This is a genomic window from Streptomyces sp. LS1784 (assembly GCF_020103755.1).
GTDB lineage: Bacteria > Actinomycetota > Actinomycetes > Streptomycetales > Streptomycetaceae > Kitasatospora.
Genome location: NZ_JAHSQD010000029.1, coordinates 1 through 26094, shown reverse-complemented (window position 1 = coordinate 26094; position 26094 = coordinate 1). Strand labels below are relative to the sequence as shown.

The window sequence follows — 26094 nt, the reverse complement described above, 5'->3', positions numbered from 1 at the left end:
CCTACATCGCCGTACGGTCCGCCCGGGTCGGGCGACCGCGGAGCCGTCGACCGCGGCGCCGAAAGCCGAGGTCAGGGCGGCCTTGGCAGCGGTCCGGGCGGTGGAGTCGTACGAGGTCTTCGGCCGCCAGGCGACGACGCACCGGAGTCCGCCGGTGGGCGCGCCGGGCACTTCCCGCCGCAGCGCGCCTCGGACGCCACCCCGCGTGTCAAAGGCGGCACGGCTCCAGAAGGGCCGTTCGCTGGCTCTACCAACCAGTAAAGGATGAGAATGGCGAGTCTGCCGGGGGGAAGCGGCATGGATCGAGCAGTGGGGGAAAAGCGAGCATGCGCGAGATCGTCTTCAGCCTGTTGGGCCCACTGGACGTTCGAGTCGACCACAGATCGATCCAGGTGGGCGGAGGGCGTCGACGCACGGTACTCACCATGCTGCTGCTGTCGCCCGGCCGTGTCGTCTCCGTGGACTCCCTCATCGACGCCGTCTGGCCCGCCGGCGCACCCACCACCGCCCGCAACCAGATCGCCATCTGCGTCGCCGGCCTGCGCAAGCTGTTCAAGGACGTCACCGACCCCGCGCACCTCATCGCGACCTCGCACCCGGGATACGTCCTCAACCCGCAGGGCCACCGGATCGACGCCGTCGTCTTCGAGGACACCGTCCGCCAGGCCCGCGAACTCGCCCGCGGCGGCAGGACCGCCGAGGCCTGCGACGCGTACGCCGAGGCGCTCTCGCTGTGGCGCGGCCGCGCTCTGGAAGGCGTCACTGGACCCCGTGTCGAGGCGGAGGCCGCCCAGCTGGAGGAGCTGCGCCTCAACGTCCACGAGGAGTACGCCGGCCTGCGGCTCCAGCTCGGCCGCCACCGCGCCCTGATCCCGGAACTCGCCGCGCTGGTCATGGAGAACCCGCTGCGGGAACAGGTCCGCGCCCATCTGATGCTCGCCCAGTACCGGTCCGGACGCCGCGCCGAGGCCCTCGCCCTCTTCCGCGAGGGCCGCCGGCTCCTCATCGACGAACTCGGTATCGAGCCCGGCCCGATCCTGACCGGGCTGCACGAACTCGTCCTGAACGACTCGCCCGAACTCACCCAGCCACCCGTCAACCCCTCCCCGGCACCCGTCGCCGACGTCGCCGCCCAACTGCCCACCGCCTCAGCCTCCTTCACCGGACGCGTCAAGGAACTCAGCGCCCTCGACCGGATGCTCGACGAGCGCCTGGGCCAGTCCCCCCTCGCCATCGCCGCCATCAGCGGCATCGCGGGCGTCGGCAAGACCGCCCTCGCCGTCCAGTGGGCCAACCAGATCGCCGGCCGCTTCCCCGACGGCCAGCTCTTCACCGACCTGCGCGGCTACGACGAGATGGACGCGCCGGTCTCCCCCTCCACCGCCCTCGACCGCTTCCTGCGCAGCCTCGGCGTCCCCGCGCCCCAGATCCCCACCGACCCCGGCGACCAGGCCGCCCTCTACCGCAGCGTGCTGGGCGGCAAACGCGTCCTGATCGTCCTCGACAACGCCCGCTCCTTCCGCCAGGTCCAGCCCTTACTGCCCGGAAACGGCCGCTGCTGCGTCATCATCACCGGCCGCGACCTCATGGACGAACTGATCGGCGACTACGCCGTCCTGTCCCTCGGCCTCAACGCGATGGCCCCGCAGGAGGCCACCGCCCTGCTCGCCGAGGTCGCCGGCGCCGAGCGCATCGTCGACGACCCCGGCGCCACCGAACGCCTCGGCGTCCTGTGTGACCGGCTGCCGCTCGCCCTGCGCATCGCGGGCGCCCGCCTCGCCGCGAAACCCCACTGGTCGGTACGGAACCTGGTCACCCGGCTGGAGGACCAGCGCCGTCGGCTGGACGAGCTCAGCCCCGGCGAAGGCGGCGTACGCGCCGGTTTCCGGCTCAGCTACCGCGACCTGTCCCCCCAGGCGCGCGAGCTCTACCGCCGGCTCGGACTCCTCAGCGTGCCCGACTTCGCCTCCTGGGTCGGGGCCGCCCTCGTCGACACCGACGCCGTCGACGCGGAGGACCTCATCGAGCAGCTCGTCGACACCCAGCTCCTGGAGGTCGCCCCCTCCTCGGGCCCCGCCATCCGCTACCGATTCCAGGACCTGCTCCGGCTGTTCGCCTGGGAACGCGCCCAGGAGGAGGAGAGCGAGGAGAACCGCACGGCCGCGCTGGAACGGGCCTACGGAGGCTGGCTCGCGCTCGCGGACGCCGCCCGCACCCGCACCTACGGAGGCGACCACACCGTCTCCTACGGCCGGGTCACCCCCTACCCGCTCGCCGCCGAGCTCACCGACGAACTCCTCGCCAACCCCATGGACTGGCTCGAGTCCGAACGCACCGCCCTGCGCGACGTCATCAAGCAGGCCGCGGCCGGGGACCACACCGCCGCCTACGCCTGGGGCCTGACGGTCAACAGCACCACCCTCTTCGAGGCCCACAACTACCTCGACGACTGGAGCACCTGCGCCGACCACGCCCTCGCCGCAGCCGTCCGCACCGGCGACACCCTCGGCGAGGCCACGATGCTCCGCTCCCAGGCCACCCTGGCGATCTACCAGCGCCACTACGAGGAGGCCGTACCCCTGCTCACCCGGGCCCTCGCCCTCTTCGACGCGTGCGGCGAGATCCACGGGCGTGCCGTGACCCTGCGCAACCTGGCCCTGTGCGCCCGCTTCTCCGGCGACCTCGACGGCGCCATGCGGGACGCCCGCGAGGCCCTGGAGGGGTTCCGGCAGGCGGGCGACATCGCCGGCGAGTCCCATGCGCTGGGGCTGCTCGCCCAGCTGGAGCTGGAACGGGGCAATCTGGCCGAGGGAATAGCCCTGTGCACGGACGCCATCGCCATGAGCCGCAAGGCCGGCAGTGTCCGCGGCGAGACCCAGAACACCTACCGGCTGGCCGAGGCCCTGCTGCGCCGGGGCGACCCGGCCGCGGCGGAGGAGACCTGCGTCAAGGTCCTCGCCCTCACCCGGCAGGACGGCGACCGGCTCGGCGAGGCCCACGCGCTGCGCGGCATCGGCGAGGCGCGCTGGCGCCAGGGCGCGTGGGAGAGCGCGCAGATCGCGCTCCTCCAGGCCCTCGAAGTCGCCGACGAGGTGTCCGACCGGTTCCTCCGAGCCCGTATCGAGGCCGACCTCGGCTGCGCGCTCGCGGTGCGCGGCACGCCCGAGGCGGCCCTCCGTCTGGAGGCCGCGCGGGCCGTGTTCGAGGACCTGCGTGCCCCCGTCTGGCAGGAGCAGGTGGCGAAGGTCCTGAAGAACGTGACCGCAGCCGGCGGACCCGTCTCCCCGCAGGACCTCATCGACGTCCTGGAAGGCTGACGCGGACGGTCAGGTCCAGGGCACCTCGGAATCACCGGCCACGCCCGGAACCGGCGTCCCGGGGCCCGGACCGGTCCACGGAACCTCGTCCTGGGCCCCGTACTGGACCCCGTACCGGATCGCCGACGCCGCCGGAACGTCACTCGCGGCTGCCTGCCCCGCCGAGCACACCGTCAGGGCCGAGGCCGCGGCCACGACGGAGCCGGCTACGACAAGTGCGGTGCGGATGCTGCGCATAAGGGCTTCTCCTCGTCACGGGCTCTTCGGTGCCGCCCGGTCGGGGCGACAGTCATGACGTTAGGGAGCGCCGCTGTCGAGCCAATGTCTCTTCGATTTCACGGACGGACCCCCGACCGAAACAGGCCGGCGCCCCCGCCGCGGGAACGTGCGGCCGGGGGCATGGCCGGGGCGGCCGTACCGGCTCCACACCTCCCCCGCGGCTCCCCGGCATCCCGGCACCCACGGCATCTCCGGCACCCCGGGCACGCCGCATCAAGAAATCTGCAAGGCCCCCGGACCACCCTGGAACCGGCCTCGGAACCACCTGTCCAGACGAGGGGCACACTCATGCCGCGAAGCTACGCCGACCGCCGCATCAGGAGCATCGTCATCCTCGGTGGCGACACAGCGGGCTGGATGACTGCCGCCTACCTCGGCAAGGCGCTGCAGGGCACGGTCGACATCACGGTCCTCGAAGACTCGGCCACCGCGCGCGTGGCACTGGGCGTGGCCACCCTTCCCAGCCTCCAGCGCACGTTCTTCGACTTCCTCGGCATCAACGAGGAACAGTGGATGCGCGAGTGCGACGCGAGCTTCCAGATGGCCGTGCGCTTCGTCAACTGGCGCACCGCCGGCCCCGGTGCCCCCGGGGCCCGCTCCCTGCCCGACCGTGCGCCGGACCACTTCTACCACCCGTTCGGTCTGCTGCCCGACTACGACCAGACGCCGCTGTCCCACTACTGGTTCAAGCGCGCCTACGAGGGCGACACCATCGAACCCTTCGACTACGCCTGCTTCCGCGAACCCCCGCTGATGGACGCCAAGAAGGCCCCGCGCTGGCTCGACGGCCGCACCGCCACCCGCTACGCCTGGCACCTCGACACCGGTCTGTTCACGGCCTTCCTGCGCCGCTTCGCGACCACCGAACTGGGCGTCACCCGGATCACCGACGAGCTCGCCTCCGTCGCCCGGCGCTCCGACGGCTTCGTCACGGCCCTGCACACCGCGAACGGCTCGGTGCTGGCGGCGGACCTCTTCGTCGACTGCTCCGGCTCCCGCGGCCGGCTCCTCGGCGAGGCCATGGCGGAGCCCTTCCGCTCCGCGGCCGACCACCTGCCGTGCGACAGCGTGGTCACCGCCGACGTCCCGCACGACGACGACGTCCACGGCGTGGAGCCGTACACCTCCGCCATCGCCATGGAGGCCGGCTGGACCTGGAAGATCCCGCTGCCGGGCCGGTTCAGCACCGGCTACGTCCATTCCAGCCGCCACACCACCCGCGAGCGGGCCGCCGCCGAACTCCTCGCCCTGTGGGACCTGGACCCGGCCACGACCACGTGCACCCACACCCGCCTGCGCGTCGGCCGCAGCGAACGCGCCTGGGTGAAGAACGTCGTCGGCATCGGGGCGTCCGCCTGTTTCCTGGAGCCCCTGGAGCCCACCGGCCTCCACTTCATCACCACGGCGCTGCGCCGGCTCACCTGGCACTTCCCGGACCGTTCCTACGCCCCGGCCCTCATCGACCGGTTCAACGGGGAGTTCCGGACGATGTTCGACGACACCCTCGACTTCGTCCAGGCGCACTTCCACCACGCCCCGCGCGAGGACACCCCGTTCTGGCGGGCCGCCAAGCGGCTCCCCCTGCCGCAGAGCGTCCAGGACAAGGTGGACGCCTACCGCGCGGGCCTCCCCCTCGACAGCCCCTGCACGGACGAGTCCGTGTACTACGGCCTCGAACCGTCCCCCGGCTCCCCGTGGACGAACGGCAGCTACTACTGCATCCTGGCCGGGCTGGGCGTCCTCCCCGACGTCCCGCTCCCCGCCCTCGCCCACCGCCCCGCCTCGGTCGCCGGCGCCGAATCCCTCTTCGTCGCGGTCAAGCGCCAGCAGCGCACCCTCCTGGAGACCCTGCCCACCACCCGCGCCTACCTCCGCCACCTCCACGCACCCCGCTGAGGGGGCACGAGGGCGGCGGCGATCCCGTACCGGCCGCCGACCGGCCTTCGCGCACAGGTTCCCGGCGTGACGAGTGGCGTGAACACCGGGCCGGGCTCGGGCGCCTCCTCCCGGGCACCACCCGGATCCGATCCGGCTCGCCGAACGCCCTCCGTGAAGCTGCCGGCAGGGCTGGACCGGCGCACACCACGCGCAACACGATCAGGACGCACGGCTCTCCCAGACCCCCGGCGCAGCAGCCGGGGAGCACTCACCTCATTGGCCCGGTGGGCATGCGCCGCTCCCGAGGTTCTCCCATGGTGGACCGGGGGCGGCTCGTGTCCGAAGGGAGCCTCTCGGGTCCGAAGAAAGCCGGGCAGCCCGAGCAGGCCCGACGACATCCGCAGAGCCCGAGGAGGCGGAGACCTGATGAGGCTTGTCGTTGATCTCAACCGGTGCCAGGGGTACGCGCAGTGCGCCTTCCTGGCACCGGACGTGTTCACCATGCACGGTGACGAGGCGCTGATGTTCGACCCGCAGCCCGACGACCGGCAGTGGCAGGCCGTCCTGCGGGCGGCCGAGGCCTGCCCGGTCAAGGCCATCACCGTGGAGGGCCCGGGCGGCGTACCGGCGGGGGAGAAGGCGGGTGCTTCCGGTGTCGCTTGACGGTTCCCTGGAGAGGCTCAGGCGTGAGGGCCACATCGTCATCGTGGGTGCCTCCCTGGCGGGCCTGCGGGCCGCCGAGACGCTCCGCGAGGAGGGCTTCACCGGCACCCTGACGATGGTCGGCGACGAGCCCCACGAGCCGTACGACCGGCCGCCGCTGTCCAAGCAGGTCCTGCTCGGCAGGGTGCCCGCCGACCACACGGCACTGCCCCGGCGCCGGCCCGTGGACGCGCAGTGGCGGCTCGGGGTGGCGGCCACCGGGTTGGACCTGGCGACAAACCGGGTGCGCCTCGCGGATGGCAGCGAGCTGGACTTCGACCGGCTGCTGATCACCACCGGCGTCCGCGCCCGCCCCTGGCCGCACGAGCTGGAAGCCGAACTCGACGGCGTCTTCGTGCTGCGCACCAGCGACGACGCCGCGCAGCTGCACCACCGGCTGAGCGCCGGCCCCCGCCGGGTGCTGGTCATCGGGGCCGGGTTCACCGGCTCCGAGATCGCCTCCGCCTGCCGCGAGCGGGGCCTGGACGTCACCGTCGCGGAACGCGGGGCGGCTCCGCTGGTCGGTGCGCTCGGCGGGGTCGTCGGCGAGGTGGCCGCCGCCATGCAGCGGGAGGCCGGTGTCGACCTGCGCTGCGGCATCACCGTGACCGGCCTGGAAGGCGACTCCGCCGGACGCCTGCGGTGTGCGCACCTGTCGGACGGCGGCACCGTCGAGGCCGAGGTGGCGGTCGTCTGCCTGGGCGCGACCCGCAACACCGAGTGGCTCGCCGACTCCGGCCTCGGGGCCGGCCCGCGCGGGATCGCCTGCGACGCCGGCTGCCGGGCCTTCGACGTACGGGGCATCGTCACCGACGACGTCTTCGTCGCCGGGGACGTCGCCCGTTCCCCGCACGCGCTCTTCGGCTACCAGTTCCTCTCCCTGGAGCACTGGGGCAACGCGGTCGCGGGCGCCGAGGTCGCCGCCCACAACATGATCAGCGCCAGTGCGGACCGCCGCCCGCACGTCTGGACACCGTCCTTCTGGTCGGCCCAGTTCGGGGTCAACATCAAGTCCGTCGGTGTGCCGCCGATGGCCGACGAGATCATCGTCACCCAGGGCTCCCTCTCCGAGCGCCGCTTCACCGCGGCCTACGGCCACCAGGGCCGCGTCATCGCCGCCGTCACCTTCGACCAGGCGAAGTGGCTGGACTTCTACCAGCGGCAGATCGAACAGGCCGCGCCGTTCCCGCCGGAGTTCACCACCGTCGACCGACGGCCCGAGGGAATGCACCCGGTACCGGCCGGGTTCCCCGATCCCTCGCTGCCCAGCCACGGCCCCACCGTCACCCTCAGTGGCCACTCGCCCAGCGACCGGCGCATCTCGTTCACCCCGCTCCGCGCCTGACCCGGAAGGACCCACACCATGACGTCGGTCGCGCTCCTGCGCCAGATCACCGACTACGCCAACCGCCACGACCCGTACCCCCTGTACGCGGAGCTCCGCAAGACCCCGGTGGTCCAGGACGAGACGGGTCCCTACCTGGTCAGCACGTACTGGGAGATCCACAACCTGCTCCACGACCCGCGGCTCAGTTCCGACCTGCGCAACCTGAACCCCGAGGTGGCCCGGTCCATCGGCCATGAGGAGGACCCGAACCTGCCGCCGGCCTTCCTCAGGCTCGACCCACCCGAGCACGACAGGCTGCGCCGGCTGGCGATGCGGCCCTTCGGGCCGCCGCACACCCCGCGCCGGGTGTACGAGATGCGCGGCAAACTCGGCGAGATCGTGTCCGGCCTGATCGACGGATTCCGGGACCGGGGGCAGATCGACCTCGTCGACGACTTCTCCTACCCCTTCCCCGTCACGGTGATCTGCCGACTGCTCGGCATCCCCCGCGAGGACGAGACGCGCTTCCACGCCTGGGCCGACACCATCGCCGCCAGCGTCGACCCCGTCCAGGGCACGGACGAGGAACGCGCGGCGCGGCTGCAGACCGTCCGGCAGGCCCGGACCGACCTCTCCGCCTTCCTCTCCGACCTGATCGAGCAGCGCCGCCGCTCGCCCCGCGACGACATGCTCTCCGCGATGGCCGCGGGCCACGGACCGGACAGTGAGATGTCGCTGGTGGAGATGGTCAGCACCTCGGTCCTGCTGCTGATCGCCGGCCACGAGACCACGGTCAACCTCATCACCAACGGGATGCTCACGCTGCTGCGCAACCCCGACGTCCTGAAGCGGCTGCGGGACGACCACGCCCTGGTCGTCCCGCTGGTGGAGGAGCTGCTGCGCTTCGAACCACCCGTGCAGTTGCTGCCCCAGAAGACCACGCTGACCGACATCGACATCGCGGGGACCACCATCCCCAAGGGCGCCCAGATCTGGCTGGTGCTCGCCTCCGGCAACCGGGACCCCGAGCGCTTCCCGGACCCGGACCGGTTCATCCCCGACCGGCCCGACAACCAGCATCTGGGATTCAGCAGCGGCGTGCACAACTGCTTCGGCTCGCCCCTCGCCCGGCTGGAGGCCCAGATCGCCCTGACCGAGCTGGTCCGCAGGCTCGACAACCCGCGACTGGTCGAGGACCCGCCGCCGTACCGCCAGAACGCGGTCCTGCGCGGGCCGCGGCACCTGGGCATCGCCTTCGACGGACTCAGGCAGTAGCCCGCAGCCTGTTCCCGCACGTGCCTCGGCCCGCCGCTCGCCCGCGGCGGGCCGTCATCGCGCGCGGCGGCGTGACACGCGACAAATGTTGATTCTTCAACTATGCTTCGAGGGCACCGACCCCGGCGATCAGCCGCACCCGAGGAGGAACCATGGAACAGTCCGTCACCGACAACACCGCGAAGTCCCGGTTCGAGATCCACGACGACGGCGAACTCGCCGGCTTCGCCGAGTACCACCGCTCCGGCAACGAGATCGCCTTCATCCACACCGAGATCGACCCCCGCTTCGAGGGCCGCGGACTCGGCAGCCGGCTGGCCCGCGCCGCCCTGGACGCGGCCCGCGAGCAGCAGCTCGCCGTCCTGCCCTACTGCCCCTTCATCCGCGGCTGGATCACCAAGCACCCCGAGTACGCCGACCTGGTCCCCTCCACCCACCGCGCCCGCTTCGGCCTCTGAGCCACCGCACCGCCCGCAACGGCCCGGCGGCGCGCATCCACCGGGCGGACGTACGGGGCCAGGCGGCACGCGAGCACGAGGGTGGGGTCCGGTCGGAGCGTCGGATTCACGACGCCCTCCCCTCCGGGGACGGTCAGCCCCGGACGGGGGCCGGGGCGGGGGCGGCGAAGGCCGGGTAGTCGGTGTACCCGGCCGGGCCGGCGGCGTAGACGGTGCTCCAGTCGATCTCCGCGAGCGGGGCGCCGGCGGCGAGGCGGGCCGGCAGGTCGGGGTTGGCGATGAACGGGCGGCCGAACGCGATGACGTCGGCCAGGCCGGTCTCGATCAGGCGGGCGCCGCGTTCGCCGGTCATGCGGGTGTTGGCGATCAGCGTCCCGTCGAACAGCGGGCGGAAGTGGGCGAACATCGCGTCACCGGACAGCGCCGCCAACGGGGTTCCGGTGAAGTCGGTCTGGGCGCCCATCAGCAGCAGGTGGGACAGGCCCGTCAGCCGGGAGACGACGTACTCGGCCGCGGGCAGCGTCTCGTCGTCGGCCTGGAACGGACCGGATTCGTGCATCGGGCTCAGCTTGATCCCGGTGCGCTGCGGGCCGACCGCGGTGGTGACCGCGTCGACGATCTCCAGGGTCAGGCGGGCCCGGTTCTCGATCGACCCGCCGTAGGCGTCGGTGCGCCGGTTGGTGGCCCCGTTGAGGAACTGCGCCGGCAGGTAGAGGAAGTTCGCCAGGATCTGCACGCCGTCGAACCCCGCCGCGATCGCGTTGCGGGCGGCCTGCGCGTAGTCGGCCACGGTCCGGCGGATCTCGGCCAGGGACATCTCCCGCGGGGTGACCGTCGGCACCCGGCCCGCCGCGGTGACGCTGCGCTGCACGGGGTCGACGGCCGAGGCGGACACCGGTAGCGCCCCGGCGCGCAGGTCCGGGTGCGAGATGGAGCCGGTGTGCCACAGCTGGGCGATCATCCGGCCGCCCGCGCCGTGCACGGCCGCCGTCACGCGCCGCCAGCCGGCCACCTGTTCCCTGCTCCACAGCCCGGGCGTGTCGTGCCAGCCGAAGCCGTCCGGGCTGACCGCGGTGGCCTCCCCCACGATCACCCCCGCCGCGGCCCGCTGGGCGTAGTACGCCGCCTGCACGTCGGTCGGCACGTGGCCCGGGTTGTCGGCGCGCATCCGGGTCAGCGGGGCCATCGCGATCCTGTTCGGCAACTCCAGGTCGCCCATGCGGACCGGGGTGAACAACGGCGCGAGGTTCATGGAGGTCCCCCTTCCTTCTCTCATCACAATGTCGACTGACATTGTTCTATGCCCGTCTCGGCTCTTTGTCAATGTCAATCGACATCGTCTAGGCTCGGAGGCCGAAGGAGGTGCCCGCATGGGGGTGTCCAGGGAGAAGGCGGCGCAGAACCGCACGGCGATCGTCGAGGCCGCCGAGACGCTGTTCCGCGAACGCGGCGTCGAGGCCGTCGGGCTGGTCGAGCTGATGGCGGCCGCCGGCATGACCCGCGGTGGCTTCTACAACCACTTCGCCTCCAAGGCGGCCCTGGTCGACGAGGTCGTCGCCCGGTCCATGGCCAAGGGCGAGGAGAACCTGACCGCCCTCCTGGAGCACTCACGGCAGCGGGGCCACGACCCGGTGGGCGGCCAGATCGACTGGTACCTCTCCCCGGAGCACCGCGCCGACGTCGACCACGGCTGCCCGAACGCCGGATTCCTCGGCGACGCCCCCCGATTCGACGACGACGCCCGCGCCGACTACACCGCCGGACTGACCGCCAACATGCGCCTGTTCGCCCGGGCCGTCCAGGAAGCCACCGGCCTCGACGAACAGGACGCCTGGCAGCGTGCGCTCGCCCTGTTCAGCCAGATGGCCGGCGCCCTCCTCCTCGCCCGCGCGGTCGCCACCACCGACCCGGACCTCTCCGACCAGATACTCGCCGCCGCCCGCAAGGACCTGCACACCCGGGCCCACAGCGGCTGACACCGGGCACCGCTGCGCCGCCTTCGACCCGGCCACTGCGCCGCGCCCCCTCTCCTGGCCACGATGCGGTACGGATAGCAGTCAGCCATGCGGGCCTCCCTGATGCCGTGGCGGCAGTTGCCACGTCGGCCGTCCTGCCCGCAGTGATCGCCGCGTGGTGACTTCGGATCAGGTGGAGCTCTCCATGGAGGACGGTCCACGAGCGCCACCGACTCCGGTCCGCCGCGGGGAGCGCCGGCACCCGAGTCCACGCACGGCTATTGACACATGGTCCAACAGTGGCGATTCTCGTCACACCGAGTGCGCGGTTCATGACAGCCGGCCCGGCCGGGTCGGTCCGCGCGTCCCGGACGATGCCCGGTGCCCGGCCGCGCCACCCCCTCACCTCGGACACGGGTGGTGACCATGCACCAACTCCCCCGCATCAGACGCGGATTCGTCACACTTCTGGCCGCACTCCTCACCCTGGCCACCCTGGTGTTCGCCGCTCCGGCGCCTGCGACGCCGGGCGAGACGGGCTGGTGGAACCCGACCGCGCGGCCCGCGCCCGACTCGCAGGTCAACGTCACAGGCGAGCCGTTCCGCGGGACCGACGCCCAGGGGCGAGTCCGGGGCTTCGTCGACGCGCACGACCACATCATGGCCAACGAGGCGTTCGGCGGCCGGCTCATCTGCGGCAAGTCGTTCTCCGAAGCCGGGATCGCGGACGCGCTGAAGGACTGTCCCGAGCACTACCCCGACGGCTCGCTCGCCATCTTCGACTTCATCACCAAGGGCGGCGACGGCAAGCACGACCCGGTCGGCTGGCCGACCTTCGCGGACTGGCCGGCCCACGACTCGCTCACTCACCAGCAGAACTACTACGCGTGGATCGAACGGGCCTGGCGCGGCGGCCAGCGGGTCCTGGTCAACGACCTGGTCACCAACGGGGTGATCTGCTCGGTCTACTTCTTCAAGGACCGCAGCTGCGACGAGATGACCTCCATCCGTCTCCAAGCGCAGAAGACGTACGAGCTGCAGGCCTATGTCGACACGATGTACGGCGGGCCCGGCAAGGGCTGGTTCCGGATCGTCACCGACAGCGCGCAGGCCCGCGAGGTGGTCAAGCAGGGCAAGCTGGCCGTCGTCCTCGGTGTGGAGACCTCCGAGCCGTTCGGCTGCAAGCAGATCCTCGATGTCGCCCAGTGCAGCAAGGCCGACATCGACCGCGGTCTGGACGAGCTGTACGGCCTGGGCGTGCGCAGCATGTTCCTCTGCCACAAGTTCGACAACGCGCTCTGCGGGGTGCGCTTCGACGAGGGCGCGCTCGGGACGGCGATCAACGTCGGCCAGTTCCTCTCGACCGGCACCTTCTGGAAGACCGAGAAGTGCGCCGGGCCGCAGCACGACAACCCGATCGGTCTCGCCCCGGCGCCCGAGGCGCAGAAGCAGCTCCCCGCGGGCGTGGCGGTGCCGGCCTACGCCGGCGACGCGCAGTGCAACAGCCGTGGGCTGACCGACCTCGGCGAGTACGCGGTGCGCGGGCTGATGAAACGCAAGATGATGCTTGAGGTCGACCACATGAGCGTCAAGGCGGCCGGGCGCTCGTTCGACATCCTGGAGTCCGAGTCCTACCCGGGTGTGATCTCCTCGCACAGCTGGATGGACCTCGACTGGATCGAGCGCGTCTACAAGCTCGGCGGTTTCGTCGCCCAGTACATGAACGGCGCCGAGGCGTTCAGCTCGGAGGCCAAGCGCACCGACGCGCTGCGCGACAAGTACCACGTGGGGTACGGCTACGGCACCGACATGAACGGCGTCGGCGGCTGGCCCGGCCCGCGCGGGGCGAACACCGCCAACCCGGTGCGCTACCCGTTCCGCAGCGCGGACGGCGGATCCCTCATCGACCGCCAGACCACCGGCGCGCGCACCTGGGACATCAACACGGACGGCGCCGCGCACTACGGTCTGGTACCGGACTGGCTGGAGGACATCCGGCAGGTCGGCGGCCAGGACGTGGTGGACGACCTCTTCCGCGGCGCCGAGTCCTACCTCACCACCTGGGGGGCCTCGGAGCAGCACCGGGCCACGGTGAACCTGGCCGCGGGCCGCCCGGCCACGGCCGGCACCACCGAGTGGTGGAACCCGTTCGTCAGCTACGCGCCCGGCCAGGCGGTGGACGGAGACCCGGGTACCCGCTGGGCCAGCGAGTGGACCGACGACCAGTGGCTCCAGGTCGACCTCGGGTCCACCACCTTGGTCGGGCGCGTCACCCTGGACTGGGAACGCGCCTACGGACGGGCGTACCGGATCGAGGTCTCCACCGACGGGAGCAGCTGGCAGTCGGTGTGGTCCACCACCACCGGGGACGGCGGCCTGGACACCGCGCGGTTCGCCGGCGTCCCGGCCCGCTACGTCCGCGTCCACGGGGTGCAGCGCGGCACCCAGTGGGGCTACTCGCTGTACGAGGTCGGCGTCTACAGCAGCTAGTACCGCAACAGCGCCTACTGCGACGAGGCTTCAGCTCCAGGGCTGTGGCCTCGTCGTTCGTCGTGGCCGGTTCGGGCCCGGTGTCGGCGTCGGCGGCGCCGGCGGAACCAGTGCAGGACGTGGTCGGTACTACGGCGGACCGGCCGGACGAGACGGGTGACAGCCGGCGGCTGGTCACCGGACGGGCGCGGGCTCCTCCGGCGCACGGGTGCCCGTGGGAGTTTCGTCGGTGCCGACGGTGATGCCCCGGCGCTTGGAGATCCACACGGCGAGGACGACGACGGCCAGGGCCGACAGGGCGATGGTCAGCCGGAGGCCCGGGTTGGCATGCGCGCCGAAGCTGAGATTGACGATCGCGGGCGCCACCAGGAGGGAGACCAGGTTCATCACCTTCAGAAGCGGGTTGATGGCCGGTCCGGCGGTGTCCTTGAAGGGGTCGCCCACCGTGTCGCCGATGACGGTGGCCGCGTGCGCGGGGCTGCCCTTGCCGCCGTGGTGACCGTCCTCGATCAGTTTCTTGGCGTTGTCCCAGGCGCCGCCCGAGGTCGCCAGAAAGACGGCCATCAGGGTGCCCGCGCCGATCGCTCCGGCCAGGTAGGAGCCCAGCGGGCCGACGCCGAGGAGGAAGCCGAGGGCGATCGGGGTCAGCACGGCGAGCAGGCCCGGGGTGATCAGTTCGCGCAGCGCGTCGCGGGTGCAGATGTCCACCACCCGGCCGTACTCGGGCCGCTCGGTGCCGTCCATGATGCCGGGCCGGGTCCGGAACTGGCGCCGGACCTCGAAGACGACCGCGCCGGCGGAGCGCGAGACGGCGTTGATCGCCAGACCGGAGAAGAGGAAGACGACGGCAGCGCCGACCAGCAGGCCGACCAGGTTGTTGGGCTGGTCGATGGCCAGGCTCAGGCTCGCGCCGTGGGCGGCCGGGCCGATCTGTGCCTCGGCGGTCGCGATGGTGTCGGTGTAGGAGCCGAACAGTGCGGTGGCGGCGAGCACCGCGGTGGCGATGGCGATGCCCTTGGTGGTCGCCTTGGTGGTGTTGCCGACGGCGTCCAGTTCGGTGAGCACCTGGGCGCCGGCGCCGGTGACGTCTCCGGACATCTCCGCGATGCCCTGGGCGTTGTCGGAGACCGGGCCGAAGGTGTCCATCGCGACGATCACACCGACGGTGGTCAGAAGTCCGGTCCCGGCCAGCGCGACCGCGAACAAGGACAGGATCAGCGAGCCGCCGCCGAGCAGGAAGGCGCCGTAGACGGCGGCTCCGATGGCCACGGCGGAGTACACGGCCGATTCCAGGCCGAGCGCGACACCGGAGAGCACCACGGTGGCCGGCCCGGTCAGCGAGGTCCTGCCCAGGTCCCGTACCGGGCGGCGGGTGGTCTCGGTGAAGTAGCCGGTCAGTTGCTGGATGACGGTGGCCAGCACGATCCCGATGGCCACCGCGGCCAGGGCGAACACCCGCGGACTGCCCGCGTGCCGGGTGATCTCGGCAGGCACCCCGTGCAGTCCGGAGAAGCGGTCCGGCAGGAACGCGAAGACGGCGCCGGCCACCAGAGCGAGGGACACCGCGGCGGAGGCGATGAAGCCGCGGTTGATGGCGGTCATCCCGCTGCGGTCCGTGGGCCGCGGGGAGACCATCCCGATGCCCAGGACCGCCGTGAGCACCCCGATGGCGGGCACGACGAGAGGGAAGGTCAGCCCGTCGTCACCGAAGGCGGCTCTGCCCAGAATCAGCGCGGCGACCAGGGTCACGGCGTAGGACTCGAACAGGTCGGCCGCCATCCCCGCGCAGTCGCCCACGTTGTCGCCCACGTTGTCGGCGATCGTCGCCGCGTTGCGGGGATCGTCCTCGGGGATCCCCTGCTCGACCTTGCCCACCAGGTCCGCGCCCACGTCCGCGGCCTTGGTGAAGATCCCACCGCCCACCCGCATGAACATCGCCAGCAACGCCGCACCGAAGCCGAAGCCCTCCAACACCTTCGGCGCGTTCGCCTGGTAGATCAGCACCACCGTGGCCGCCCCCATGAGACCCAGGCCCACGGTGAACATCCCCACCACTCCACCGGTACGGAAGGCGATCCGCATCGCCCGGTGCGACACCCCTCGCACGATCGATGCCGCCGTCGGTCCCTCCCAGGACTCGATGGCCGGGACCGGCGCCGTCCCCGCCCGGGCCGCCGCCGCCACCCGGACATTGCTGCGCACCGCGAGCTGCATCCCGACGTACCCCGTCGTCGCCGAGAACGCCGCCCCGACCAGGAAGAACACCGAACGCCCGATCCGCTGCCCCCAGTTGTCCGCCGGCAACAGCAGCAGCACGAAGGGCACCACCCCGGCGAAGACGCCCAGGGTACGGAACTGGCGCCTCAGGTAGGCGTTCGCACCCTCCTGAACCGCCCCGGCGATCCGCCGCATCGTATCGGTGCCCTCGTCCGCGGCCAGGACCTGGCGAACGAGCGCCCAGGCCACCATCAGGGCTCCTGCCCCGATCACCGCGACGATCACCAGCAGCGTTCGGCCCGACCCGGTCAACTCGGGCGCGGCCGCGACGGATGCGCCTGCATGAAAGACCCCAGCCATTCCGTCCTCCTTGACGTCGTGCCTGGGCGCCGGGCGCGCGAACCAGCCGCCCGGGAGCAACAGAACGAGGCTAACCCCGGGGCCTGGAGGTCTCCACGGGGGTTAGGGCAATCGCGCACCCGGCGTGCGGCGGCGAGTGATCCCCTCGAAAATGGTGCTGCCGACGCCGTCGGACGCCACGGATCGCGAAGGAGGGCGACATGGACTTCGAGGTGATCGTCGAGATCCCGCAGGGGTCACGCAACAAGTACGAGATGGACCATGCCACCGGACGGATCCGCCTGGACCGGATGCTGTTCACGGCCACCCGCTACCCGGCCGACTACGGGTTCATCGAGGACACCCTCGGAGGAGACGGCGACCCTCTCGATGCCCTCATCCTCGTCGACGAGCCCACCTTCCCGGGATGCGGCATCACCTGCCGCGCCATCGGCATGTTCGTCATGACCGACGAGAAGGGGCCGGACGAGAAGATCCTCTGCGTGCCCGCTCACGACCCCCGCTTCGCCCGTCTGCAGGACATCGACGACATGCCCCAGCACGACCTGCAGGAGATCACCCACTTCTTCGAGGTCTACAAGGACCTCGAACCCGGAAAGTCCGTCGAAGGCTCCCACTGGGCGAACAAGGCCGACGCCTACGCCGAGATCGCGACCTCACGCTCCAGAGCCGCCGCCGCCCAGTAGGCCCGCCGTGCTGTCGAGGAGGGCGGCCGGTCGTGCCCGTGCCGGACACTGGTCGCTCCCGGCCCGGGTACTGGCCAGGGTTCGACACTGGCTCGACCGGCCCGTGGTCCCGGGATCGTGATCGGTGGACGCCGACCGGCTTCCATTGCGGCGAAGGAGCTGACAAGCGTGGAGCCTGTTGGCGAGGACGGGCCGGACGTGACGGGGAATCCGTTGTCGCCACCGCTTTGCGGACGCGCCCGGGAACAGGAAGAGCTCGATCGGCTGTTGCTCGACCTGCGCCGCGGACACAGCCGCGTACTGGTCCTGCGCGGGGAGTCCGGCGTCGGCAAGACCGCCCTGCTCACCTATCTGGCGGGTCGCGCCCCGGCGGGTCGCGTCGTCCGCACGGTCGGGGTGGAGACCGAATCCGAGATCGCGTACTCGGCTCTCCAGCAGAGGTGCGCTCCGCTGCTGAGCCATCTGGACCGGTTGCCGGCGGCGCAGCGAGCCGCTCTGGCGACGGCGCTGGGGCTGGAGCTGGAACTCGGACCGGGCGATGGCGAATCACCCGGCTGTCTGCTGACCGGACTGGCCGTGCTGGGCCTGTTCGCCGAAGCCGCCGCTGTCGAGCCGCTGGTCTGTGTCGTGGACGACGCGCAGTGGATCGACGGGATCTCCGCGGCCGTCCTCGCATTCGTCGCCCGGCCGGCTGGACGCCGAGTCCGTGGCCCTGGCCTTCGCCGTGTCCACCTCGGCGTCGGCCCGCACGCCGACCAACGCCGGACTCCTTACCGGCCTGCCGGAACTACAGGTGGACGGGCTCCGCGACGACGACGCCCGGGCGTTGCTCGACTCGGTGCTGCCCGGTCCGGTGCACCCCCGCGTGCGGGACGCGATCGTCGCCGAAGCACGCGGCAACCCGCTGGCGGTGATGGAGCTGCCGCGCGGTGAGAGCGAAATCAGGAAGGGGTAGGGGGGACATGGCTGGGTTGCAGCGATGGGGCGTCACCACGACGATGGTGGGCCGCGAGGACGAGCAGGCGAAGCTCGTGGCGTTCGTGAAGTCCGCCACGGGCCAGGCTCTCGTCCTGCGGGGGGAGGCGGGGGTCGGCAAGAGTTCGTTGTTGAGCCACGCCGCCGCGCTGGCGGAGCAGGAGGGCCACGCGGTCATCCGGGCCGCCGGCGTCGAGGCGGAGTCCGCGCTGCCCTATGCCGGGCTGCATCAGTTCCTCCATCCGCTGCTCGCCGACGTCGCACGGTTGGATGACGGGACCCGGGCGGTGTTCGACGCCGTGTTCGGCGGAATGCAGGGCGATCCGCCCTCGGTCATGACGCTCGGCATCGCCGTGCTCGGCCTGCTGGCGCTCGGCGCCGCACAACGGCCGCTGCTGCTGGTCCTCGACGACGGGCAATGGCTGGACGACGCCAGCGCCGACGTCTGCGGCTTCGTGGGCCGGCGCCTGGCCGGCAGCCCGGTGAAGCTGCTGGTCGCGGTCCGCACCGACCTCACGTCGCGCTTCGACACCGCCGCACTGCCCGAACTGCCGGTCGCCGCCCTGGCCGACGAGGACGCGGCCCGTCTGCTGGACCACCGGTACCCGAAGCTGGGCCGACAGGTCCGCCGAACCGTTCTGGAGCAGGCCCAGGGCAATCCGCTGGCCCTGCTGGAGCTGCCCGCCCACTTCGCCGGCCGGTCGGGCGACCTCCCGGCCGAAGAACTCATCGGACGGGACGGCGCGCCCCTGCCCCGGCGGCTGCAACGACTGTTCGGCACCCGCATCGCAGCCCTCGACGAGCGGGTGCGGACCGAGCTGCTGATGGGCGCGCTCGACGGCGCCGGGACCCCGAGCGGCACCGACGCCGTCCCCGGCACCCGTTACGGCATGCGCGACGCCGACGCGGCAGTGGCCGCCGGACTGCTGGACATCGAAGTGGTCACCGGTCATTTCGTCTTCCGGCACCCGCTGGTGCGTTCCGCCGTCGTGCAGATGGCCACTCCCAACCAGCGCCGCGCCGCGCACCTGGCGCTGGCACAGGTCCACCGGGAGAACCTCGAACGCCGGGCGACGCACCTGGCGGCGGCCACGGTCGATCCGGACGAGGACGTCGCCGGCGTCCTGGAGGCGGCGGCCGAGTCGGCGACCCGGCGCGGTGGCGCACTCGCCGCCGTGACCTGGCTGACCCGGGCCGCCGAGCTCAGCGAGAACCACGCCGGCCGCTCCCGGCGGCTGGCCGACGCGGCCTTCGTCGCCGCTCACGCCGCCCGCCTCGGCCAGGCGCACCGGCTGGTCCAGGCGGGCCTCGCGCCCGGTTCGACGGAGTCGACGGCCTCGGTGCTGGCGGCCGGCTACCAGGCGCTCTACCAGGACGGGGACGTGCGCTCCACCCACCGACAGGTCTCGGCCGCGATCGAGACGCTGCGGGACGCCCGGACGGCCGCCGGTTCGGCCGAGCCGGAGGAGGTCCTCACCCGGCTGGTGATCCTGCTCCTGGCGATCAGTCAGTACAGCGGGGACCGCGCGACCTGGGAGAGCACCCACGAACTCCTCGCCTCCATGGGCGACCTCGTCACCGAACGCGTCCGCCTCTACAGCGGCACCTGGAGCGACGTGACCAGGCACGGAGCCGACTGGGCCGAGCCGGTACGACAGGCCGCCGCGAACCTGCCGGATCTGGAACCCTGGGACGTCAGCCGGCACGCCACGGCCGCGTACCACCTCGACATCCTGAGCCACTACCGCCCCCACCTCCAGCGAGTGGTGGACCGCGAGCTGGAGACCGGGGCCATGGCCACCGGCATGGTCATGCTGCACCAGATCATGCTCGACCAGATGGCGGTCGGCGAATGGGCCGAGGCCGAGGAGACCGGGCAGCGCGGCCTGGCCCTGGCCACCGAGCGCGGCCACCACCTGTTCGCCGCCCAGAGCCGCACGTACCTGGCCCAGCTCGCGGCGCTGCGCGGACAGGTCGGGCGGGCGCGGGACCTCCAGGCCGAGGCGGACGCCTGGGCCCGCCCGCGCGGCCTGGGCTTCCTGACCCAGGTCGCCGACTCCGCCGGCGCGACCGCCGCGCTGAGCTCCGGCGACTACGAGACCGCGTACCTCTACGCCATCGGCATCACCCAGCCGGGCACCTTCCGGCCCTACGCGTACCAGGCCTCGCGCACCCTGCTCGATCTCGTCGAGGCCGCCCAGCACACCGGACGCGTCGAGCAGGCCCGGGCGCACGCCCTCGCCGCCCGCGACGCCGGTCTGCCGTCCGTGTCGCCCCGCCTGGGACTGATCACCTACGGCGCGCTGGCGATGACCGCCGAGAACGAGCGGGAGGCCGTCGAGATGTTCGGGCGGGCCGAATCCCACCCGGACGCCGCCCGCTTCCCGTTCGAGCTGGCCCGGATCCGGCTGGCGCACGGCATCCGGGTGCGCCACGTCCAGGGCCTGGCGGCGGCGCGGCAGTACCTGGTCCCGGCGGCCGAGGCGTTCGAGCGGCTGGGCGCGGCCGGCTGGGCCGAGCGGGCCCGGGCCGAACTGCGCGCCACCGGGGCCCCGCCCCGCGCCTCGACGCTGAAGCCGGCCTCGCTGACCTGGCAGGAACGCCGCATCGCCGACCTGGCCGCCGGCGGCCTGACGAACAAGGAGATCGGCGAGCGGATGCACCTGTCGCCGCGTACCGTCAGCTCGCACCTGTACCGCGTCTTCCCCAAGCTGGGCATCACGGCCCGGGCGGCGCTGCGCGACGCGCTGAGCCGGACCGAGGCGCTGAGCCGGACCGACGTGGCGCAGGTCTGATGCCTGCGCTCAGTCCCGCGCGACCACGGCCTCGATGCCGTTGGCGGCCAGCCAGACGAGGACGTGGTCGGCGACCGAACGCCAGCCGCTGTCGAACACCAGGGAGTGCCCTCGGTCGGCGAACTGCTTCAGATCCGTCACGGCGCAGGAGTCGCCGTAGAGCTTGTAGACGGAGCGGGTCACGCCGTCCGGGACCATCCGGTCCTCCTGGCCGGACACGAGCAGGAGCGGCCCGCGCGCCGAGTTGGCCGTGTCCACGACGGTGTCGGCCGGCCCGGCGGCGGTGCGATCGAGCCCGAGGTCCCCGAGCAGCCGGAGCGGGGCCGGGACGGCGTACCGGTCGAAGAGCTTCGCGGCCTCCTCCTCACCGACCGCGTTGGCGACGACGTGTCGGAACCAGGTCCGGGGCAGCGGCTCGAAGCCCGGGTGCCGGGTCGAGCCGGCCGGCATCAGCGACCACGGCCGGGGCCTGCCGTCGTCCAGCGGCACACCGCCGGCCGGCACCGGCGCGAGGGCCACGGCGGCGCGGCCGAGGCCAGTGCCGAGGAGGTGCTGGGAGATGAGGCCGCCGGCTGAATGCCCGATGAGGACCGGCGGGTTGTCGAAGGTACGCACGATCTTCTCGTAGTGGGCCGTGAGCGCGGCGAGCCCGAGGTCGCGCAGCGGGCCGGGATCGCGGCGGACCTGGCCGGCGGTGGGGGCTTCGCCGGGCCAGCCCGGGACGCACACCGCGTAACCGTGCGCGGTGAACCGTTCGGCCCAGCCCTCCCAGGAGGACATGTGGAACCACGCACCGTGGATGAGGACGACGGGGGTTTGCTTCACGGCCAGACCTTCCGATTGCACACACGACGATCCGCCGGCATCGCGGCGCTCCTTCGAGGATCACCAAGCGGTAGGACGGCGGAAACAGTCGAATGACTGAATCCGGCGGCCCGGCAGACCCTTGGTACGTCTGCGAGCGTCTTCGTGCGTCTCGACGTCATGTGACCGATGCGTCGGGCCGGTGGCCGAAGAACAGTGGAGGCATCAGCGGGTCTCCAGGAAGGATCAGACATGATCAACAGGCGTACCTTCACCAAGGCGGTCGGTCTCGGCGTGGGCGCCACGGCTGTGTCGGTCGGCGCGGCATCGAACGCGCCTGCCGCCTTCGCGGCCGGTTCCGACCGGCCCGGCCGCCCGGCCCCGGTCATCCCGGCCATCGCCCCGGGCACCCACACCACGTTCACCGACCTGAAGCGGGTCCGGGCCGGCGTGCTCGACATCGGCTACGCCGAGGCCGGACCCAAGCACGGGCCCGTGGTCATCTGCCTGCACGGCTGGCCCTACGACATCCACAGCTATGTCGACGTGGCGCCGCTGCTGGCGGACGCCGGCTACCGGGTGATCGTGCCGTACCTGCGGGGCCACGGCACCACGACCTTCCTGTCCCCGACGACCGTCCGCACCGGGCAGCAGTCCGCGATCGCCCTCGACATCGTCGCCCTGATGGACGCCCTGAAGATCCACGAGGCGGTGCTGGCCGGCTTCGACTGGGGCTCGCGGGCCGCCGGCACCATCGCGGCGCTGTGGCCGGAGCGGGTCAAAGCCCTGGTGGCGGTGAGCGGTTACCTCATCGTCAACATCCCTTCGCAGAAGAATCCGCTGCCACCGAAGGCCGAGCACACCTGGTGGTACCAGTACTACTTCGCCACCGACCGCGGCCGCGTCGCCATGGAGACCAAGCAGAACCGGCACGACCTGTGCCGGCTGGTGTGGGACGAGGTGTCCCCGACCTGGAAGTTCGACGACGCCACCTTCGAGCGCACCGCCGCGGCGTTCGAGAACCCCGACTACGCCGCCATCGTGATCCACAACTACCGCTGGCGCCTGGGCCTGGCCGACGGCGAGCGCCGCTACGACCGCTACGAGCAGTTGCTCGCGGCCCGGCCGGTCATCACCGTGCCGACCATCGCCCTGGACCCCGCCCTCGACCCGTTCCTGGCCACGACCGACGGCACCGGGTACCGGAAGTTCTTCACCGGCCGGTACGAGCACCGCGTTCTCACCGGCATCGGCCACAACGCGCCGCAGGAGGCGCCGACGGCGTTCGCCCAGGCCGTGGTGGACGCCGACCATCTGTGACCCACAAGCGTGTCGACCACAAGGAGGTACGAACGTGAGTGATCCCAGTCCCGGCATGCACGAACAGGCGGCGGAAATCCGCAAGGCCCGATTCGGCGCGCTCCCGGAACGTGTCCCCTTCGGGGACATGGTCGAGGAGAAGGCGGTGTTGCCGGCATATCAGGCGGTGGACGCCCATGACCCCGACGCGCCAGCGGTCAGGTTCTCCTGCCTGGCAGCGGATCCGGGCCTCTGAGCACAGCAGGTCAGGCATGACGCGGCACTGGCAACAAGGCATTCGGGTCCGCCCCCCACCGGGGGACGGACCCGAACTCGCCGTGCCCCGGCCTCAGGCCGGCTGAGCCGCACCCCGGCGTGCCTTCCAGGCCGGCAAGCCGGCCTGGACGATGAAGAAGATCCCGCCGCCGGCGGCATAGACGGACAGCACATCCAGCGGGGGCTGGTGGCCCGCCGCCTGGATGTCGTAGAAAACGCCCACGACGAAGGACAGGCCGCCGGCGACCAGCATCGGCCACTGCCCGGCCAGCTCGGGCCCGCGACGCCGGATGCCGACCGCCACCTGAGCCGCGCCCGAGACGACGGCCCAGACGCCGAATACGCCGAGCACCGCGCTCACCTCGTGCGTGGAGCCCGCCACGCCGAGACCGACGGCGACCAGTGTGCTCAAGGCCCCGTTGAACGCCGTGACGCGCCGCTCCGCTCCGTCCGACACCGACAGGCAGTCGACCGCGGACGACACCGCGTCGAGCAGCGGATAGGCGACGAGCAGCGTGATCGCCGCCGCGCCGAGCGTGGCATGGGCGTGGGCAAGGGCCACGGCCCACACCACCGCCAGGACTCCGCGTACGAGGTACAGCCTCACCAGCGGGGCGCGGGCCGGTGGCGACGAGGTCCGCTGACGCGCTCACCGGTGTGGAGACGGCCGCGGCGGGGACCAGGGGAACACTCGCCGCGACGACGGTCAGGAACCGTCGTTTCATGACCCCTCCTCGGAATCGGGGATGGCGCCATCGCTGTGGCCGCAGCGTCGGTGACGGTGCATCAGTCACATGACGCCCAGTCGGCGAGGCCGCTCGGAGGCCCGGAAGGGCCGGAAGCGTGAAGTCACATGACCGATGCGTCGGGAACGGGCCGAGGGCGACAGTGGGGACCGCTGGATCCACCGCACTGTTCGAATCCCTTGGAGTGTTTCCATGTTCAGCATCGAGAACGGCCGCCTGCGCCGCTTCATCGCCGGTGCCGCCGCCGTCGTCGGCGCGTTCGCCGTCGTCGGCACCGCGAACGCCGCGACCCAGGACTCGGCCACCGACCGGGCCCCGAAGCCGACCGTCGTCCTGGAGCACGGCGCGTTCGCCGACGGCTCCAGCTGGGACGGCGTCATCGCCAAGCTGCGCCGCGACGGCTACCCGGTGGTGGCCGCCGCCAACCCGCTGCGCGGCCCGGCCTCCGACGCCGCCGCGCTGCGCAGCCTCGTCGACCACATCAAGGGCCCCGTCGTCCTGGTCGGCCACTCCTACGGCGGCTCGGTCATCAGCGAGGCCGCCGTCGGTGAGCCGCGGGTCAAGGCCCTCGTCTACGTCGCCGCGTTCCTGCCCGCGCCGGGCGAGTCCGCGCTGCAGCTGACCAACCAGTTCCCCGGCTCCACCCTGCCCGGCACGCTGGACCCGGTGCCGTTCACCAACGCCGACGGCAGCACCGGCACCGACCTGTACATCCAGCAGGACAGGTTCCGGGCCCAGTTCGCCGCCGACGTCCCGGCCGACCGGGCCGCGCAGGCGGCCGCGTCGCAGCGGCCGATCGCACAGGCCGCACTGACGGAGAAGGCCACCGCCGCCGCCTGGCAGACCGTACCCAGCTGGGACATCGTCACGACCGAGGACCTCAACATCCCGGCCGCCGCGCAGCGGTTCATGGCCGAGCGCGCCCACGCCCACACCACCGAGGTGGCCGCGTCCCACTCCGTCGCGGTGTCCCACCCCGGCCTGGTGGCCGGCGTCATCGAGAAGGCTGCCCGTGCCACCCGCTGATCCGGTGGCACACCTCCGCCACCGAGAGCCGGGAGGATGGATCCGGTCCACGCCCTGCGCCCTCCCGGCTCGTCCCTCTCCGAGAGAGATCCGGCCTCCGAGAGAGGCGGCGCGCCCTGGACGCCTTCCGCCGCGACGAGCTGACGGTCGAAGAGGGGACGCGCTGGCTCGTCGTCGCCGCCCACGGTGCGTGGGAGACCTGGGACGACGAGGCGTGGGAGGCGCTCACCGAGCTGAACGTCCGCCGCACCCGGGCCGCCGGCGCACTGACCATCTTGCCGGTCGCGCTGGCCCGGGCTCATCTGCTCTACGGCGAATGGCTGCGTCGGCAGGGCCGCGAGCCGGACGCCCGCGGGCAGCTGAGCACGGCGCACGACATGTTCGTGGAGATCGGCGCCGAAGCGTTCGCCGAACGCACCCGCCGTGAACTCGCCGAGTGCGGGGTCTCGGTGTCACCGCCTGCCACGCAACGGACGGTCGAGCTGACGGAGCAGGAGAGCCGGATCGCCAGGCGCGCACGGGACGGCCGTTCGAACGCTGAGATCGGCGCCGAGCTCTTCCTCAGTGCCCGTACGGTCGAGTGGCACCTGCGCAAGGTGTTCACCGAACTCGGCATCAGCTCACGACGGGAGTTGCGCACCGTGCTGCCGTAGCCGTCCCACGGGCCCGTCGGACAACTGCGGTCACCGGTAGGACAGGGCGCCGTCGATCTCGCGGCGGGAGGAGATCCCCAGCTTTGCGAAGACCTTGCGCAGGTGCCACTCGACCGTGCGAGGGCTGAGGAACAACTGCGCGCCGATCTCCGCGTTCGGGTGCCCGGTCGCCGCGAGCCGGGCGATCTGTGCCTCCTGCGGGGTCAGGACCGGCGCGCCGGGGGTCCGCTTGCGGGCGGTCTCACCGGTGGCGAGCAGCTCCCGCCGGGCCCGTTCCGCGAACGCCTCCATGCCCATCGCCGCAGCCGCCTCGTGCGCCGCGCGCAGTTCCGAACGGGCCTGTGCGCGCCGGTTCTGGCGGCGCAGCCATTCGCCGAACAGCAACCGGGCCCGAGCCTCGAACACTCCGAGCCCGCCTCGGCCGAAGTGGTCCACGGCCTCGCGGTAGCGGTCCTCGGCCTGCTCGGGTGCCCCGGTCAGGGCATCGGCGACCGCCTGCGCGCCGAGGGCCCAGGGCGTGCCGGCCCGGCTCCAGTCGGCCAGCAGCTCGCGCGCCCGGGCCGCCGCGGCCGGGTC

The 26094-nt window shown here is 72.1% G+C and carries 21 protein-coding genes and 1 pseudogene; 16 read left to right on the top strand and 6 right to left on the bottom strand.

Translation table 11 applies throughout. The annotated features are described in order from the left end of the window. The first annotated feature begins 326 nt into the window (after positions 1–326). The 6 genes from KS423_RS06440 (at position 327) to KS423_RS06415 (ending at position 9236) form a co-directional block, all read left to right on the top strand. Complete coding sequence (locus tag KS423_RS06440; RefSeq protein ID WP_224275935.1) at positions 327–3317, top strand: AfsR/SARP family transcriptional regulator; 2991 nt, start codon at positions 327–329, stop codon at positions 3315–3317. Between the two features lie 567 nt (positions 3318–3884). After that, positions 3885–5492, top strand: coding sequence for a tryptophan halogenase family protein (locus tag KS423_RS06435; protein ID WP_224275933.1), 1608 nt, complete (start codon positions 3885–3887; stop codon positions 5490–5492). A gap of 408 nt (positions 5493–5900) precedes the next feature. Next, on the top strand, positions 5901–6137 hold the full coding sequence (locus KS423_RS06430) for a ferredoxin (RefSeq protein ID WP_224275931.1): 237 nt from the start codon (positions 5901–5903) through the stop codon (positions 6135–6137). Further along, entirely contained in the window at positions 6127–7521 is a 1395-nt protein-coding gene (locus KS423_RS06425; RefSeq protein WP_224275929.1) for an FAD-dependent oxidoreductase, read from the top strand. Before KS423_RS06430 ends, KS423_RS06425 begins: the two co-directional genes overlap by 11 nt. Before the next feature lie 18 nt (positions 7522–7539). Further along, positions 7540–8778, top strand: a complete 1239-nt coding sequence (locus KS423_RS06420; protein ID WP_224275926.1) for a cytochrome P450 — start codon at positions 7540–7542, stop codon at positions 8776–8778. Between the two features lie 152 nt (positions 8779–8930). Then, on the top strand, positions 8931–9236 hold the full coding sequence (locus KS423_RS06415) for a GNAT family N-acetyltransferase (RefSeq protein ID WP_224275924.1): 306 nt from the start codon (positions 8931–8933) through the stop codon (positions 9234–9236). Positions 9237–9369: 133 nt separating this feature from the next. Here KS423_RS06415 and KS423_RS06410 read toward each other — a convergent pair whose 3' ends face one another. Then, entirely contained in the window at positions 9370–10488 is a 1119-nt protein-coding gene (locus tag KS423_RS06410) for an alkene reductase (protein ID WP_224275923.1), read from the bottom strand. Between the two features lie 118 nt (positions 10489–10606). Between KS423_RS06410 and KS423_RS06405 the strand changes: the two genes are divergently transcribed. Both KS423_RS06405 and KS423_RS06400 read left to right on the top strand, forming a co-directional pair. After that, positions 10607–11212 carry a TetR/AcrR family transcriptional regulator gene (locus KS423_RS06405; protein ID WP_224275921.1) on the top strand — a complete coding sequence of 202 codons (606 nt, stop codon included), beginning with the start codon at positions 10607–10609 and terminating at the stop codon, positions 11210–11212. A 405-nt stretch (positions 11213–11617) separates the two neighbouring features. After that, entirely contained in the window at positions 11618–13681 is a 2064-nt protein-coding gene (locus tag KS423_RS06400; protein ID WP_224275919.1) for a discoidin domain-containing protein, read from the top strand. Between the two features lie 174 nt (positions 13682–13855). On the opposite strand, the gene KS423_RS06395 is transcribed toward KS423_RS06400, so the two are convergent. Continuing rightward, positions 13856–16258 (bottom strand): sodium-translocating pyrophosphatase, encoded by a 2403-nt coding sequence (locus KS423_RS06395; RefSeq protein WP_224275917.1) that lies wholly within the window; start codon positions 16256–16258, stop codon positions 13856–13858. A gap of 200 nt (positions 16259–16458) precedes the next feature. Here KS423_RS06395 and KS423_RS06390 point away from each other — a divergent pair, with 200 nt between their 5' ends. Beyond that, the gene (locus KS423_RS06390; RefSeq protein WP_224275915.1) at positions 16459–16944 is read left to right on the top strand and encodes an inorganic diphosphatase; all 486 of its coding nucleotides are present in this window, start codon (positions 16459–16461) and stop codon (positions 16942–16944) included. Positions 16945–17061: 117 nt separating this feature from the next. Continuing rightward, positions 17062–17574, top strand: a pseudogene (locus KS423_RS48415) (AAA family ATPase); the annotation flags it as partial. Here KS423_RS48415 and KS423_RS47225 read toward each other — a convergent pair. Then, positions 17491–17703, bottom strand: a complete 213-nt coding sequence (locus tag KS423_RS47225; protein ID WP_263454550.1) for a hypothetical protein — start codon at positions 17701–17703, stop codon at positions 17491–17493. The pseudogene KS423_RS48415 and the gene KS423_RS47225 sit on opposite strands and share 84 nt — an antisense overlap. 34 nt (positions 17704–17737) lie before the next feature. Between KS423_RS47225 and KS423_RS06380 the strand changes: the two genes are divergently transcribed. Both KS423_RS06380 and KS423_RS06375 read left to right on the top strand, forming a co-directional pair. Further along, the gene (locus KS423_RS06380) at positions 17738–17899 is read left to right on the top strand and encodes a hypothetical protein (protein ID WP_224275957.1); all 162 of its coding nucleotides are present in this window, start codon (positions 17738–17740) and stop codon (positions 17897–17899) included. Between the two features lie 7 nt (positions 17900–17906). Next, positions 17907–20714, top strand: coding sequence for a helix-turn-helix transcriptional regulator (locus KS423_RS06375; RefSeq protein WP_224275913.1), 2808 nt, complete (start codon positions 17907–17909; stop codon positions 20712–20714). 9 nt (positions 20715–20723) lie between these two features. Here KS423_RS06375 and KS423_RS06370 read toward each other — a convergent pair whose 3' ends face one another. After that, on the bottom strand, positions 20724–21539 hold the full coding sequence (locus KS423_RS06370; protein WP_224275911.1) for an alpha/beta hydrolase: 816 nt from the start codon (positions 21537–21539) through the stop codon (positions 20724–20726). Positions 21540–21770: 231 nt separating this feature from the next. Between KS423_RS06370 and KS423_RS06365 the strand changes: the two genes are divergently transcribed. Then, entirely contained in the window at positions 21771–22838 is a 1068-nt protein-coding gene (locus KS423_RS06365) for an alpha/beta fold hydrolase (RefSeq protein ID WP_224275909.1), read from the top strand. A gap of 55 nt (positions 22839–22893) precedes the next feature. Further along, positions 22894–23073 (top strand): hypothetical protein, encoded by a 180-nt coding sequence (locus KS423_RS06360; protein ID WP_224275907.1) that lies wholly within the window; start codon positions 22894–22896, stop codon positions 23071–23073. Positions 23074–23166: 93 nt separating this feature from the next. Here KS423_RS06360 and KS423_RS06355 read toward each other — a convergent pair whose 3' ends face one another. Next, positions 23167–23655, bottom strand: a complete 489-nt coding sequence (locus tag KS423_RS06355; RefSeq protein WP_224275905.1) for a DUF308 domain-containing protein — start codon at positions 23653–23655, stop codon at positions 23167–23169. Between the two features lie 376 nt (positions 23656–24031). Here KS423_RS06355 and KS423_RS06350 point away from each other — a divergent pair, with 376 nt between their 5' ends. Both KS423_RS06350 and KS423_RS06345 read left to right on the top strand, forming a co-directional pair. Further along, positions 24032–24865, top strand: a complete 834-nt coding sequence (locus KS423_RS06350; protein ID WP_224275903.1) for an alpha/beta fold hydrolase — start codon at positions 24032–24034, stop codon at positions 24863–24865. 275 nt (positions 24866–25140) lie between these two features. After that, the gene (locus KS423_RS06345; RefSeq protein ID WP_224275901.1) at positions 25141–25518 is read left to right on the top strand and encodes a helix-turn-helix transcriptional regulator; all 378 of its coding nucleotides are present in this window, start codon (positions 25141–25143) and stop codon (positions 25516–25518) included. Between the two features lie 30 nt (positions 25519–25548). On the opposite strand, the gene KS423_RS06340 is transcribed toward KS423_RS06345, so the two are convergent. Further along, a partial coding sequence (locus tag KS423_RS06340) for a helix-turn-helix transcriptional regulator (protein WP_224275899.1) occupies positions 25549–26094 on the bottom strand: 546 nt, incomplete at its 5' end.

What these genes read in the sequence shown, in the direction of transcription:
- KS423_RS06440 (WP_224275935.1), top strand. Translation starts at nt 327, where the DNA reads ATGCGCGAGATCGTCTTCAGCCTGTTGGGCCCACTGGACGTTCGAGTC.
- KS423_RS06435 (WP_224275933.1), top strand. Translation starts at nt 3,885, where the DNA reads ATGCCGCGAAGCTACGCCGACCGCCGCATCAGGAGCATCGTCATCCTC.
- KS423_RS06430 (WP_224275931.1), top strand. Translation starts at nt 5,901, where the DNA reads ATGAGGCTTGTCGTTGATCTCAACCGGTGCCAGGGGTACGCGCAGTGC.
- KS423_RS06420 (WP_224275926.1), top strand. Translation starts at nt 7,540, where the DNA reads ATGACGTCGGTCGCGCTCCTGCGCCAGATCACCGACTACGCCAACCGC.
- KS423_RS06415 (WP_224275924.1), top strand. Translation starts at nt 8,931, where the DNA reads ATGGAACAGTCCGTCACCGACAACACCGCGAAGTCCCGGTTCGAGATC.
- KS423_RS06410 (WP_224275923.1), bottom strand. Translation starts at nt 10,488, where the DNA reads ATGAACCTCGCGCCGTTGTTCACCCCGGTCCGCATGGGCGACCTGGAG.
- KS423_RS06405 (WP_224275921.1), top strand. Translation starts at nt 10,607, where the DNA reads ATGGGGGTGTCCAGGGAGAAGGCGGCGCAGAACCGCACGGCGATCGTC.
- KS423_RS06400 (WP_224275919.1), top strand. Translation starts at nt 11,618, where the DNA reads ATGCACCAACTCCCCCGCATCAGACGCGGATTCGTCACACTTCTGGCC.
- KS423_RS06395 (WP_224275917.1), bottom strand. Translation starts at nt 16,258, where the DNA reads ATGGCTGGGGTCTTTCATGCAGGCGCATCCGTCGCGGCCGCGCCCGAG.
- KS423_RS06390 (WP_224275915.1), top strand. Translation starts at nt 16,459, where the DNA reads ATGGACTTCGAGGTGATCGTCGAGATCCCGCAGGGGTCACGCAACAAG.
- KS423_RS06375 (WP_224275913.1), top strand. Translation starts at nt 17,907, where the DNA reads ATGGCTGGGTTGCAGCGATGGGGCGTCACCACGACGATGGTGGGCCGC.
- KS423_RS06365 (WP_224275909.1), top strand. Translation starts at nt 21,771, where the DNA reads ATGATCAACAGGCGTACCTTCACCAAGGCGGTCGGTCTCGGCGTGGGC.
- KS423_RS06360 (WP_224275907.1), top strand. Translation starts at nt 22,894, where the DNA reads ATGCACGAACAGGCGGCGGAAATCCGCAAGGCCCGATTCGGCGCGCTC.
- KS423_RS06350 (WP_224275903.1), top strand. Translation starts at nt 24,032, where the DNA reads ATGTTCAGCATCGAGAACGGCCGCCTGCGCCGCTTCATCGCCGGTGCC.